Raw genomic sequence first — 13,861 nt, 5'->3', positions numbered from 1 at the left:
TATGAGTTTTAGAGGAAATAAGGGAGGAATTCAAATGTATTTACACGGCACAAGCCGAATCAATGAGCAAGGACACTTAGAAATTGGAGGCTGCGATACAACGCAGCTAGCTAAACAATATGGAACACCACTTTACGTATACGATGAAGCTTCTATTCGGGAGAAATGTCGCGCATTTCATCGTGCTTTCCAGGAAAGTGGGTTCTCTTACCAAGTAGCGTATGCAAGTAAAGCGTTCTTGTGCATGGAGATGTGCCGAGTAGCTCGTGAAGAAAATATGTCTTTAGATGTTGTTTCTGGAGGCGAATTGTACACTGCTTTGCAAGCTGGTTTTCCTGCATCACGCATTCATTTTCATGGTAATAATAAAACGGAAGAAGAGATTATAATGGCGCTGCAAGCAGATATTGGCTGCTTTGTGGTAGATAATTTCTTTGAAATGGAAATATTACATGACTTAGCACAGCAGTATGGAAAAATTGTAAATATATTAATCCGAGTTACACCTGGAGTAGAAGCGCATACACATGAATATATTACAACAGGGCAAGATGATTCGAAATTCGGTTTTGGAGTTTCTACCGGCCAGGCAATGCAGGCGATTCAAATAGCGTTAGAGAAATCAAATTATAATGTGTTAGGTATTCATTCACATATTGGATCACAAATTTTTGAAACAGCAGGATTTGTTCGGGCGATCGAAGTATTGCATAACTTTTTAGAAGAGATAAGAGAACAGACTGGTTATGTTGTAACAGTGTTAAACGTCGGCGGAGGTTTTGGAATTCGCTATACGGAAGCAGATACACCACTTACACTTGAAACATATGTGCATGCTGTAACCGAGGCAGTGAGAGACCAATTTACACGAAATAATTATCCTCTTCCAGAAATATGGATTGAACCAGGGCGTAGTATTGTTGGGGATGCAGGAACAACAATTTATACAGTGGGAGCTGTAAAAGATATTCCGGGTATTCGTAAATATGTGTCAGTCGATGGGGGAATGACAGATAATTTAAGACCAGCTTTATATGGAGCGCGTTATGAGGCAATGTTAGCAAATCGAGGAAAAGAAGAGGCTGAAGAAGTTGTTTCGATTGCTGGAAAGTGTTGTGAGAGTGGGGATATGCTTATTTGGGATATAAAACTGCCGCAAGTTGCTTCAGCAGATTTGTTAGCGATCTCTTGTACCGGAGCATATGGATATTCTATGGCGAATAATTACAATCGTATTCGCAGACCGGCTGTAGTATTTGCAAAAGGTGGAACATCACAAGTGGTTGTTGAACGAGAAACATATGAAAACATAATTGGGAACGATCGCATACGTATAAAAGAGCTTGTATAATGCTAAAAGGAGTTGTTCAAATGGAGCAACTCCTTTTAAAAAAATAAAAAATATAAAATATATCGGAAAACTAGGATTGAAAAAAATCAGAATTATGATAAAATACAAATACAAAGCTTATCAAGAGAAGCGGAGGGAACTGGCCCTACGAAGCTCAGCAACCTGCTTATAGAAGCAAGGTGCTAAGTCCAGCAAAATGGCATCCATTTTGAAAGATAAGGTAAATATATTACCGAACAGTCTTTTCGAAATGGAAAAGATTTTTTTATGAATAAAAAGGGGGGCTGTTCGTGGGAGTGCGTGGACATTTTGACGAAGTAGCTGAGAAAATTCAAACGATGCTTGCGGATATGAAATATGGTTCTATTACAATTGTTGTGCAAGATGGAAAAGTGATTCAGCTTGAGAAAAGTGAAAAAGTACGCTTAAAGTAAAAAGCGCTGACTAGAAAAACTAGAGGCGGTTTTAATCTATTTTATTAGATTAAAACCGTCTTTTTGCGTTACAGGGGGAAAAACATGCTGACGTATGAAATGTGGAAAGAGGATTTCGTTTCTTTTTCTGAGGAAGATGAAACAAAAGGAGCGTTACAAGTATTAGAGTGGGCCTATAAACATTATGAGAGTGAAATTGTATATGCATGTAGCTTTGGTGTAGAGGGAATGGTTTTGTTACATCTTATAAACCAAGTAAATCCATCTGCGAAAGTTGTATTTTTAGATACAAACGTTCATTTTCAAGAAACATACGATTTAATTAAACGAGTGCGCGAAAGGTTTCCGGATCTCGAAATTATTGAAAAGCAACCATCGCTTACGCTTGAAGAGCAAGCAAAAAAGCATGGCGATAAGCTGTGGGAGCATAATCCAAACCTCTGTTGTAAATTAAGAAAAATTTTACCGCTTGAAGAATCTTTATTGAATGGAAAAGCGTGGATATCAGGGCTAAGAAGGGAACAATCTGAAACGCGGAAACATACAAGGTTTATCAATCAAGACCATCGCTTCAAATCTATTAAAATTTGTCCACTTATTCATTGGACGTGGAAGGAAGTATGGCGTTACGTATATAAGCATGGTTTACCTTACAATCCATTGCACGACGTCGGTTACCCAAGTATAGGGTGTGAAAAATGTACGTTGCCTGTGGGAGAAGGTGGAGATTCAAGAGACGGACGATGGGCTGGAAAGATGAAAACGGAATGTGGCCTTCATTATCAATAAGGTCATGATTGATTTTAAATATATGTGAAAGAGGCGTACAGGAAGATGAATGAAACAAATGAATTAGTAAATCGTGTTGATGAAACATGTGAAACAAAAGGTATTGCAAAAGAAATTGAATTGGACAAAATTTCTTTAAGTGACTTAGAGCTTCTTGCAACAGGTGGTTATAGCCCACTTACTGGCTTTTTAAAGGAGAAAGATTATCAATCTGTTATAGAAAAAATGCGTTTAGTAAGCGGTGATGTATGGAGTATACCTATTACACTACCAATAACCGAGGAGCAGGCAGAACAACTTCAAATTGGTGAAGAGGTTCGTCTTGTCAAAGAAGGAATCACGTATGGTGTTATTCAAATAGAAGATATTTTTACACCGGATAAGGAAAAGGAAGCATTGCTTGTTTATAAAACGGCTGATACTGTCCATCCAGGTGTGAAAAAGTTATATGACAGGCCAAATATTTATGTTGGGGGAACAATTACGCTTGTGAAGCGTTTTGAAAATGATAAGTTTGATTCTTATCATTTAGATCCAAGTGAAACACGTGCCGAATTTGCGAAACGTGGCTGGAAAACAGTGGTGGGGTTTCAAACGAGAAATCCTGTTCATCGTGCGCATGAATATATTCAAAAGTCTGCACTGGAAATTGTAGATGGCTTATTTTTAAATCCGCTCGTTGGTGAAACGAAATCAGATGATATTCCGGCTGATGTACGTATGGAAAGTTATGAAGTGCTTTTGAAAAATTATTATCCAAGTGATCGTGTCTTTTTAAGTGTTTTTCCAGCAGCAATGCGTTATGCGGGGCCACGTGAAGCGATATTTCACGCGCTGGTTAGAAAAAACTTTGGCTGTACACACTTCATCGTGGGACGTGATCATGCTGGGGTAGGTAATTATTACGGTACGTACGAAGCACAAGAGATTTTTACGAATTTTACAGTAGAAGAGTTAGGGATTACACCACTCTTCTTTGAGCATAGTTTTTACTGTACAAAATGTGAAGCGATGGCTTCTACGAAAACATGTCCGCATGGTAAAGAAGAGCATGTTATTTTATCAGGGACGAAAGTAAGAGAAATGTTGCGAAATGGAGAAATTCCACCAAGTGAATTTAGCCGTAAAGAAGTTGTAGAAATATTAATTCGTGGTTTACAAAAAGAAGTCGTTACAAAATAAGGAGAGAGTAGGATGGACGTAAATATAACTTGGCATACAGCATCTGTTTCAAAAGAGGAAAGACGAAAGAAAAGTGGTCACCACAGTTTTGTACTTTGGTTCACAGGATTATCAGCTTCTGGAAAATCAACAGTAGCAAATGCGGTTGCCCGAAAATTGTTCGAAAAAAATATTGGGAATTATGTACTAGATGGCGATAATATTCGTCATGGTTTAAATAAAGATTTAGGATTTTCCGAAAGTGATCGGACAGAAAATATTCGCCGGATTGGTGAAGTGGCGAAGTTATTTGTAGATCAAGGGACAATTGTACTAACAGCATTTATTTCTCCATTTCGAGTGGATCGCCAACAAGTAAGAGATATTCTCGAAAAAAATGAATTTATCGAAGTGTTTGTAAAGTGTCCAATAGAAGAATGTGAGAAACGTGATCCAAAAGGACTTTATAAAAAAGCGAGACAAGGCGATATTAAGCAATTTACCGGTATTGATTCGCCATATGAAAAACCTGTAGAGGCAGAAGCAGTGGTAGAAACACATATTTATTCAATCGAACAATGTGCAGAACAAATTATCGGTTACTTACAAGAGCGTAGCTTTATATAGGGGGAATAAAAATGAGTTATGAAAAAGTGTGGGCAAACAATGAAAAGTTAAATGCTACAGAGAAGAAGAAATTAGAAAAAGATGGATTGGAAATCTTTAAAGCGATTCCGTATTATGCTGAAAATGGATTTGATTCTATTCCGAAAGAAGAGTGGGATTCCTTTAAATGGGCGGGGTTATATTTACAGCGCCCAAAAGAAGCAGGGTATTTTATGATGCGCGTTAATATTCCTTCTGGTATTTTAACGAATGAACAAGTGGAGGTATTGGCTTCGATTGCGGAAGATTATGGTCGTGATGTTCTTGATATTACTACAAGACAGGCGATTCAATTCCATTGGCTTGAAATTGGTCAAATACCAGATATTTTTAACCGCTTAGAAAAAGTAGGATTATCAACAGCCGGAGCTTGTGGTGATATTACAAGAAATATTATTGGGAACCCTCTCGCTGGTATTGATGGTGATGAATTATTTGATACAGCACCAATTGTAAAAGAGGTATATGAGTTCTTCCAACATAATGACGAATTTTCGAATTTGCCTCGAAAGTTTAAAATGTCAATTAGCACAAACGTATATAATGCAGCAAATGCTGAAATTAACTGTGCTGCCTTTACTCCGGCTACAAAAGAGATTGATGGAAAAACCGTGGAAGGATTTCATCTGCGAGTAGGCGGTGGATTATCTGCCCGTCCGTATTTAGCGCAGGAGTTAGATTTATTTATTCTTCCTGAGCAAGTGAAGTCGGTAGCAATTGCAATAGCTACAGTTTTCCGTGATTTCGGATATCGTGAAAAGCGACATTTAGCACGTTTGAAATTTTTAGTTGCCGATTGGGGTGCGGAAAAATTTAAAGAAAAATTATTAGAATATACAGAGCCTTTACATGATAAAGGAAAGGATGCTTTGAAAGGATGGAATGCGGGTTATTTCTACGGTGTTCATAAGCAAAAACAAGGTGATTTATCATATGTGGGCTTTAATGTACCGGTTGGGCGTTTACACTCTGAAGAGTTCTTTGAAATTGCTAGAATTGCGAAACAGTATGGGAATGGTGAAATTCGCACATGTAACTCACAAAACTTCATTATTCCGAATGTTCCGGAAGAAAATATAGAAGGGCTGTTAAAAGAGCCTTTATTTGAAACTATTTCTGCAAGTCCAAAATCTTTTATAGGATATGCAGTATCATGCACAGGTATTGAGTATTGTAACCTTGCATTAGTAGAAACAAAAGAAAGGCTACGTAATATTGCAGATTATTTAGATACACAGCTTGTTCTAGATGTTCCCGTTCGCATTCATATGGTAGGATGTCCAAATTCATGTGGACAAAGACAAATTGCGGACATTGGTTTGCAAGGAGTGAAATTAAAAACGAAAGAAAAAGGAATTGTTGAAGCGTTTGAAATTTATGTAGGTGGTACGTTATTAGATGGTGGTGTCTATAACCAAAAATTAAAAGGGAAAATTGATGGAGAAGATCTTCCGAATGTTCTTGTATCGTTTTTAACATACTTTAAAGAGCAGAAACTGCCAGCTGAAACATTTTATGAGTTTGTAGAACGCGTTGGAGTAGAAGATTTACAAGCAGCATTGAATCATATTTTAGAAGAAGTGATTGCATCTTAGGAGGGAGCAATATGGATTTGTATCGTTTTGAAGCAGTATTGGCAAATGATGTTGTTCCTGTAGTAGTTGTTGCACAAAGTGAGGAACAGGCATTTAGACTTGTTGAGGTAGAATTAGAGAAGTATTTTTTACCGCTGCCAGAAGTGAAGGAAATCTCTCTATATGAAAAAAAGAAGATTCGAAAAGGTGCAGCATTTGTCATTCATGAGCAGGAAACGTTGTAATACAAAATGACACTGATTTGAATAGAAACTTCCATTCGTAATAGGAATGGAAGTTTCACTTTACCCCGCACTAACGGGCAGTAATAACCTCAATTTAAGGTTTTAGGAAATCAAAGAAGCTAACTGCCCGTTAGTGCCCGATTTGTAGGGCTAGCCATCAGTGGGGGATGAAACTTTTCACTGATGGAAGTTTCACTTTATAGTAGAAATGAGGAGAGATGATGGGAAAGGTGTATATTGTTGGGGCAGGACCGGGAGATCCAGATTTAATTTCTGTAAAAGGAGTAAAGTGTATCGAGCGGGCGGATGTTATTTTATATGATCGACTTGTAAATAAAGAATTACTTTCTTATGCAAAGCCAGATGCTGACTTAATATATTGTGGGAAATTGCCAAACTATCATACGATGAAACAAGAAACCATTCACGCCTTTCTTGTTAAATATGCAAAGAAAGGAAAAATCGTAACGCGATTAAAAGGCGGGGATCCATTTGTATTCGGAAGAGGTGGTGAAGAAGCAGAAGCGTTAGCGAAGCATGGTATTCCGTTTGAAATTGTGCCTGGCATTACAGCAGGGATAGCTGCTTCGGCATATGCGGGTATTCCTGTAACACACCGAGATGCGAGCGCAAGTTTTGCTGTTGTGACAGGGCACCGAAAAGATGGTGCTGAAGAAGAAGTGAAGTGGGAAAACTTAGCGAAAGGTGTCGACACGCTTGCTGTTTATATGGGAGTAAGTAATCTTCCTTATATATGTGAACAGCTTTTGAAACATGGAAAAGGGGAAGATACGCCAGTTGCTATTGTAGAATGGGGAACTACATCATCTCAGCGAACCATTACAGGAACGCTAGGGACAATTGTAACGATTGCTGAAAAAGCGCAGATCCAAAATCCGAGTATGATTGTAATCGGGGAAGTTGTTCGTTTTCGTGAAAAAATCCATTGGTTTGAACAACAAGCTGACATTACGTATCCAGTAAGCGGAGCGCTATAAAATGAAAGCTGTGTTATATATATGTCATGGAAGTAGGCTGAAAGAGGCAAAAGAAGAAGCGATAGGTTTTGTTTCTTCTTGTATGAACCGTGTATCAGCTCCTATTCAAGAACTGTGTTTTTTAGAGTTAGCACAGCCTGTTATTTCAGAAGGATTTGTTAATTGCGTAAGAAGAGGAGCAACAGAAATTGTCGTTGTTCCTGTCTTTTTATTAGCAGCAGGGCATGTGAAAGAAGATATCCCAAATGAATTAAAAAAAATGCAAAATAAATTTCCTTACATTGCAATTACTTACGGAAATCCGTTTGGTGTTTCGGAATCACTTGTATCGGCTACGTATGAGGGAAGTGGCATTAAAGAGTATGAAAGTGAAGTGACTTTATTGCTAGTTGCAAGGGGGAGTAGTGATCCTGAGACGTTACAAGATATGAAGCGTATTGCTTCTCTGTTTGAAAAAGAGGAGAAAGTTAGAAAGGTAGAAGTATGTTATTTAGCCGCAGCAGAGCCTCGATTTGAGGGGGAATTAAAAGAAATTGTAGAACGAAATGAGGAGAATGTTGTCATTCTACCTTATTTATTATTTACGGGTCTATTAATGAAACATATTGAGAAGGAAGTGCGTGGATACCATTCTACAAATATATATGTAAGTCCTTATTTAGGGAAAAATCGTATGTTTCAAGAGATGCTAATTCAGAGAACGGAAGAAATATTAAGGGGAGATGAGTGTGTATCCACTTACAGTACGAATTGAAAAAAAACGTGTTGTTGTCATTGGTGGTGGAAAAGTGGCATCATTTAAAATCGCTCCTTTACTAAAAGCAGGGGCAAATGTAATTGTAGTGAGTCGTGCATTAGATGCGAGCTTAGTAAAACTTGTAGAATCGAGACATATTCGTTGGTTTCAAAAAGACTATGAAAAAGGTGATCTAGAAGGCGCGTTTTTAGTAGTAGCAGCTACAAGTGATGCAATATTAAATGAACATATTGCACAAGATGCGGCAGTAAACCAGCTTGTTAATGTAATTACTAACCCCGAAAGCGGAAATGTTCATTTTCCGGCAGCTATTCATCGAGGGAGGCTCAATGTTGCCGTTTCTACTGGAGGTGCAAGTCCAAAACTTGCGAAAAAAATTCGGGATGATATTGCGGCGAAATACGATGAGGTGTATGAAGATTACCTTGATTTTTTATATGAAGTGAGAATGAAAGTGAAGAAATTGTCTCTAGAAAAAAGAAGACAGAATATTTTATTACAAGAAGTGTTGAAGCTTGAATATATTCAAAATCAGCAGAAAAGGGAAAGGTTTTTACAAGAGTTAGATGAAAGGCTATGTGTAGAATAGAATACACGTATTGCTGAAAATATAAATAAAAAAACGAGATAAACCTTTCTTTTTAGGTGGAAGAGAGTATCCGATCATGCGTAGAAGTGTGCCCCATGCTAAGTAAAAACAAAGTGAGAAAACGAGAACAGGCGATCTTTTGGTTTTCATAGCAGCGATTTATATATGGGGAAATTAAAATGGATTTATCCCGCAAAAGCTCGATTGATGAGGGTTTTTCATCAGTGGGGATGAAGAACATCTCACTGATGGAAGTTTCACTTTATATAGCTGGATAAATTAAATTCTTCTTTACAAATATAATAATCTACTCTATAATCACAAGTAACTTCAATAGATGAAATCGATGAGCAAGAAGAGTACGTATATTTGATGCGTTCAGAGAGCTGGGGTAAGGTGTGAGCCCGGTACGATAAAATATACAGAATGGGCTTGCGAGAGGTATGCTGAACAGATTAGTAGGCAACCCGGGTTCCGCCGTTACAAGGATAGGGTATCGGAATTTTTCCTGTACCTGAACAAGTGGGATTTTTTAATCCAATCGAGGTGGTACCACGGTATTCTATTACATATATCGTCCTCTACATGCATAGTAGCGTGTAGGGGACTTTTTTATTTTCTAAAGGAGGTGGGCGAGTATGAAATGAAAGTGTATAATTGAGAAAAATAAAAATATTCAGAAAAGGAGAAGTTACGATGAAAGAAACACAGCAATGGACGTCGAAAATTGGTTTTGTACTCGCAGCAGCCGGAGCCGCAGTAGGACTTGGAGCGATATGGAAGTTTCCATACGTTGCAGGTAATGGAGGGGGAGGGGCATTTTTCCTAGTCTTCCTATTATTAACGTTATTTATTGGTATGCCTCTTCTTTTAGCGGAGTTTGTTATTGGTCGTAGTACACAAAAAGAAGCGGTTACGGCATATAAATTGTTAGTACCAAATAGTAAATTATATCCATGGATTGGTCGTATGGGAGTTGTCACTTGTTTTAGTGTATTATCCTTTTATAGTGTTGTCGGTGGATGGATTTTATTATATTTATATTATAGCGTGACAGGAAACTTTTGGAGTGGGGCAGTTGAATACGGAAAATTGTTTGAACAAACAATTTCGAATCCTGCTAGCGCAGTAGGTGCTCAGTTAATCTTTATGCTTTGTACGATTTTTGTTGTAAGTAAAGGTGTAGAAAAAGGAATCGAAAAGGCAAGTAAGTATATGATGCCGTTATTATTTATTTTGTTTATTGCTATTATTATTCGTGCTCTTACGCTTGACGGTGCTTGGGCTGGTGTAGAGTTTTTCTTAAAACCGGATTTTTCAAAGCTAACAGCCGATACGATTTTATATGCAATGGGACAATCTTTCTTTTCACTAACAGTAGGTGCTTCGGTAATGGTGACATACAGCTCGTACTTAAAGAAAGAAGAGCATTTAGCAAAATCAGCAACATCAATTGTGAGTTTAACAGTTTTTATTACAGTGCTTGCGGGACTAGCCATTTTCCCGGCAATCTTCGCATTAGGGGTTAAACCAACAGAAGGGCCTGGTTTATTATTCATTGTTCTTCCGGCTGTATTTGCGAAAATACCATTCGGACAATTTTTCTTTATTATGTTTTTAATTTTATTCTTCTTTGCAACGTTAACTTCCGCAATTTCGATGCTTGAAATTGTTGTGGCATCTGTAGCGAAAGATAATGAGAAAAAACGCCCTTCGGCATCATTTATTATTGGATTACTCATTTTTGCGGTTGGAATTCCGTCAGCCTTATCTTTTGGAGTTATGAGTGACGTCAAAATCTTTGGAAAAACATTTTTTGACTTAGTGGATTTTGCGGTAAGTAATGTATTGCTGCCGTTAGGAGTACTAGCGATTTCATTGTTTGTACCGAATAAAATGAGTAAAGATTTATTAATGAAGGAATTAGAAGTTACAGAAACGAAAGGGAAAACATTATTTAACGTATGGTTTTTCTTACTACGTTATATTATTCCGGTAACGGTAGTGATTGTATTTTTAAATGCAATTGGCGTGTTTAAAATGTTTACAAAATGAGCGGGGATCTTTCCCTGCTTTTTAATTTGAGTTTAGTTTTGTCGTTTTTATTCATTCTAATTGTTAGGTAAATGGTGCGTTTTAGAATATATAAAATGCTATATGTTGTTAAATAATGATGGGCGGGACAGTATAACTAAATTTAGGTTATGTATTATTTATATAAAAAACTCGGCATGTGCCGAGTTTTTTGTCGTTAAATATAAGGTGCTGGATCTACTGCGTTTGTTTTACCTACATTCCATTCACCAATATGAATTTCAAAATGTAAATGTTGACCAGTAGATTGTCCAGTATTTCCCATGAAACCTAATTGTTGTCCTTGTTTTACAGTTTGTCCGACAGATACAGAGCGGCTGCTCATATGAGCGTATACTGTTGTATATGTTTTGCCGTTCATACGATGTGATAAATAGACAACATTTCCATAACTAGATGACATGTCAGATCGAATTACAACACCATCAGCAGCTGCTGCAATTGGTACTGTACCAGAAGCTGCGATATCTAAACCAGCGTGGTGACCTCGTGAAGGGTCGTTAAATCCTGAACTGAATCTTCCGGCTGCTGGTTTTATAAAGCCACTTTTATTTGTATCGTGTGGTGTTGGAGCAGCTTGTACATCTTCCTTAGCAGAAGCGGCTTGTGAAGCCTGTTTTTGTGCTTCCTCAGCTTTACGAGCTTCCTCTGCCTTTCGTGCTTCTTCAGCTTTACGAGCTTCTTCTGCTCGTTTTTCTTCCTCAATTGCTTTTTGAACAGCTTGGCGTTGATTTTCTAAAATGCTTTTAGATTCTTCTAGACCTTCAATTTCAGAATCTACTTTTGATACTTTGGCGTGTAAATCGCTAATAAGTGCTTGTTGTTCTTGTTGATTTTTTTGAAGCTCTTGTTGTTTTTGCTCCAACTTTTGCTTTGATTCGTTCAGTTGTTGTTCTTTCTTTTCAACAGCTTCTTTTTCTGTTGTTACAGTTTCTTGATCGGTTGTTTGTTTTTTTACAATTTCTGTATCGTTGTTTAAAATCAAGCTAACGGAATACATATTATCTACAAGATCCGCGAAATTGTTTGAGTTCATCAATACTTCAGTTATGATATTTGTTCTTGGTTTTTCTTGCATGGATTGTAGTCGTTGTTTAATGACGTCCTGACGAGTGTCAATATTTGTTTGCAATTGCTCGATACGTTTCTTTTTCTCGGCAATTGTTTGTTGTGTTTTACTAATTTCTGTTTCTATATCGTTTAAATCAGCTTCATTCTTATTAATAGAAGCTGTTAAATCATCAATCTTTTTTTGTAAGTCTTGTATTTCTTTTTCTATCTGTTCTTTTTCTGCCGACTTGTCCTGTAATTCTTGTTGGTTGCCCTCTAATTCGGACTGAATATTAGATAATTTATCTTGACTTGTTTCCGCATATGCAGGTGATTGCAACGGAGAAACAAAAATAGTGCCTGCTGCTAAGACGCTGAAAGCTACAAATTTCTTTTTCATAATAGTGGTCTAGCTCCTTTCCCTATGATGTATATATCATAATTGGAAGAATACTGTCTATTGTTGTAATCATAATGTAAAGAAAGTTTTATAAATGTACTATGAATTGTCGGAAATGAGGTAATTTCTGTATATTATGTCGTTTGATATGATAGAAATAATGTAAAGAGAATATTGATAAACACTTTAAGGAATCGTTCTCATGTTAGGTTTTCTGACATGGGTTTTGTTCTTGTCAAGAAAAATATTTGCGTTCACGCAAACTTATTTTGTTGTCAGATTTCATTTTTTGATTTATCATTTTTAACAGGGACAAATGTAGTGAATTGTCGAATAATATGTAATACTCTTAATTTCTTGGCTTTATAGAAAGACAGAAAAATAGAGTTAAAGCATTTAAGAAGGGGGTTGCAGCAAGTTATGAAGAGAATTGGACTTGCATGGCAAATTTTAATAGGTCTTGCGCTTGGTATTACAGTTGGGGCGATTTTTTATGGTAATGACGCAGTTGCAGGATACTTACAACCAATTGGTGATATTTTCATTCGATTAATTAAAATGATCGTAGTACCAATTGTCGTAGCGAGCATCGTTGTTGGTGTTGCTGGCGTTGGTGATGTGAAAAAGCTAGGACGACTAGGCGGAAAGACAATTATTTATTTTGAAATTATTACAACAATTGCAATTGTTGTTGGTCTACTGGTAGCGAATATTTTCCAACCAGGAAAAGGCGTAAATATGGATGAATTAACAAAGACAGATATTTCAAAATATACTCAAACGACAGAACAAGTACAGAGTCACTCTTTTGCAGATACATTTGTAAACATTGTTCCGACGAATATTATGAAATCATTAGCTGATGGTGATATGCTTGCTATCATTTTCTTCTCTGTACTATTTGGTTTAGGGATTGCAGCAATCGGTGAAAGAGGAAGACCAGTTCTTCAATTTTTCCAAGGCGTAGCTGATGCAATGTTTTACGTAACGAACCAAGTTATGAAATTTGCACCGTTCGGTGTATTTGCTTTAATTGGTGTTACAGTTTCTACATTTGGTCTATCTTCATTAATTCCATTAGGGAAATTATTAATTGTCGTATATGGAGCAATGATCTTCTTTGTTGTAGTTGTACTAGGACTTACGGCGAAAATATTCGGAATCAACATTTTCCAATTCTTCAAAATTTTAAAAGACGAGCTGATTTTAGCGTATTCTACTGCGAGCTCAGAAACGGTTTTACCGAAAATTATGGAGAAGATGGAGAAATTCGGTTGTCCGAAAGCAATTACATCTTTCGTTATTCCAACAGGTTACTCGTTTAACTTAGATGGATCGACACTATATCAAGCAATTGCAGCAATTTTCTTAGCGCAAATGTACGGTATTGATTTATCCATTACACAGCAAATTACATTATTGCTTGTATTAATGGTTACATCTAAAGGGATTGCGGGTGTACCAGGAGTATCGTTCGTTGTATTATTAGCAACGCTTGGTACAGTAGGTATTCCAGCAGAAGGTTTAGCATTTATTGCAGGTATTGACCGAATTCTAGATATGGCACGTACAGCAGTTAACGTTGTAGGTAACTCTTTAGCAGCTGTTGTTATGTCTAAGTGGGAAGGTCAATATGACGCTGAAAAAGGACAAGCTTATTTAAAAGAGATTTCCAATAAACAAGCAGCATAATTATAATTTGAAAAGCTCTCACATAATATGTGAGAGCTTTTCTGTATAGGGGAGGAGAAGT

General features: G+C 37.0%; 13 protein-coding genes, 1 riboswitch and 1 other annotated feature. Of the genes, 12 read left to right on the top strand and 1 reads right to left on the bottom strand.

The genetic code is table 11. The features are described 5' to 3' along the window. The first annotated feature begins 34 nt into the window (after positions 1-34). The 11 genes from lysA to Y7E_RS0117645 all read left to right on the top strand — a co-directional run bounded on the left by lysA (position 35) and on the right by Y7E_RS0117645 (position 10,619). The gene (lysA, locus tag Y7E_RS0117695; protein ID WP_017152601.1) at positions 35-1,351 is read left to right on the top strand and encodes a diaminopimelate decarboxylase; all 1,317 of its coding nucleotides are present in this window, start codon (positions 35-37) and stop codon (positions 1,349-1,351) included. Between the two features lie 114 nt (positions 1,352-1,465). After that, positions 1,466-1,573: riboswitch (SAM riboswitch) on the top strand. A 68-nt stretch (positions 1,574-1,641) separates the two neighbouring features. Further along, entirely contained in the window at positions 1,642-1,785 is a 144-nt protein-coding gene (locus Y7E_RS31010) for a YezD family protein (RefSeq protein WP_003196202.1), read from the top strand. A gap of 84 nt (positions 1,786-1,869) precedes the next feature. Further along, entirely contained in the window at positions 1,870-2,574 is a 705-nt protein-coding gene (locus tag Y7E_RS0117685) for a phosphoadenylyl-sulfate reductase (protein ID WP_017152600.1), read from the top strand. Between the two features lie 45 nt (positions 2,575-2,619). Further along, the gene (sat, locus tag Y7E_RS0117680) at positions 2,620-3,756 is read left to right on the top strand and encodes a sulfate adenylyltransferase (protein ID WP_017152599.1); all 1,137 of its coding nucleotides are present in this window, start codon (positions 2,620-2,622) and stop codon (positions 3,754-3,756) included. 12 nt (positions 3,757-3,768) lie between these two features. Beyond that, positions 3,769-4,362: an adenylyl-sulfate kinase gene (gene cysC / locus Y7E_RS0117675; RefSeq protein ID WP_017152598.1), complete on the top strand. Its 594-nt coding sequence runs from the start codon at positions 3,769-3,771 to the stop codon at positions 4,360-4,362. Between the two features lie 11 nt (positions 4,363-4,373). Further along, positions 4,374-5,996 carry a nitrite/sulfite reductase gene (locus tag Y7E_RS0117670; RefSeq protein WP_017152597.1) on the top strand — a complete coding sequence of 541 codons (1,623 nt, stop codon included), beginning with the start codon at positions 4,374-4,376 and terminating at the stop codon, positions 5,994-5,996. Positions 5,997-6,007: 11 nt separating this feature from the next. Beyond that, positions 6,008-6,220: a DUF3906 family protein gene (locus Y7E_RS0117665; RefSeq protein ID WP_017152596.1), complete on the top strand. Its 213-nt coding sequence runs from the start codon at positions 6,008-6,010 to the stop codon at positions 6,218-6,220. Positions 6,221-6,441: 221 nt separating this feature from the next. Further along, positions 6,442-7,218, top strand: a complete 777-nt coding sequence (gene cobA / locus Y7E_RS0117660; RefSeq protein WP_017152595.1) for a uroporphyrinogen-III C-methyltransferase — start codon at positions 6,442-6,444, stop codon at positions 7,216-7,218. Position 7,219: 1 nt separating this feature from the next. Next, positions 7,220-7,972 carry a sirohydrochlorin chelatase gene (locus Y7E_RS0117655; RefSeq protein ID WP_017152594.1) on the top strand — a complete coding sequence of 251 codons (753 nt, stop codon included), beginning with the start codon at positions 7,220-7,222 and terminating at the stop codon, positions 7,970-7,972. After that, positions 7,947-8,564, top strand: a complete 618-nt coding sequence (locus Y7E_RS0117650; protein WP_017152593.1) for an NAD(P)-binding protein — start codon at positions 7,947-7,949, stop codon at positions 8,562-8,564. Before Y7E_RS0117655 ends, Y7E_RS0117650 begins: the two co-directional genes overlap by 26 nt. 337 nt (positions 8,565-8,901) lie before the next feature. Further along, positions 8,902-9,149, top strand: a binding site (T-box leader). Positions 9,150-9,260: 111 nt separating this feature from the next. Beyond that, complete coding sequence (locus Y7E_RS0117645; RefSeq protein ID WP_017152592.1) at positions 9,261-10,619, top strand: sodium-dependent transporter; 1,359 nt, start codon at positions 9,261-9,263, stop codon at positions 10,617-10,619. Between the two features lie 196 nt (positions 10,620-10,815). On the opposite strand, the gene Y7E_RS0117640 is transcribed toward Y7E_RS0117645, so the two are convergent. Then, positions 10,816-12,108, bottom strand: coding sequence for a murein hydrolase activator EnvC family protein (locus Y7E_RS0117640; RefSeq protein WP_017152591.1), 1,293 nt, complete (start codon positions 12,106-12,108; stop codon positions 10,816-10,818). 420 nt (positions 12,109-12,528) lie between these two features. Here Y7E_RS0117640 and gltP point away from each other — a divergent pair, with 420 nt between their 5' ends. Next, complete coding sequence (gene gltP, locus Y7E_RS0117635; RefSeq protein WP_017152590.1) at positions 12,529-13,800, top strand: glutamate/aspartate:proton symporter GltP; 1,272 nt, start codon at positions 12,529-12,531, stop codon at positions 13,798-13,800. The last annotated feature ends 61 nt before the right edge of the window (positions 13,801-13,861 follow it).

Origin of the sequence: Bacillus bingmayongensis (assembly GCF_000299035.1) — a bacterium.
GTDB lineage: Bacteria > Bacillota > Bacilli > Bacillales > Bacillaceae_G > Bacillus_A > Bacillus_A bingmayongensis.
The sequence above is the reverse complement of the archived record's forward strand: the minus strand, read 5'-3'. Positions and strand labels throughout refer to the sequence as shown.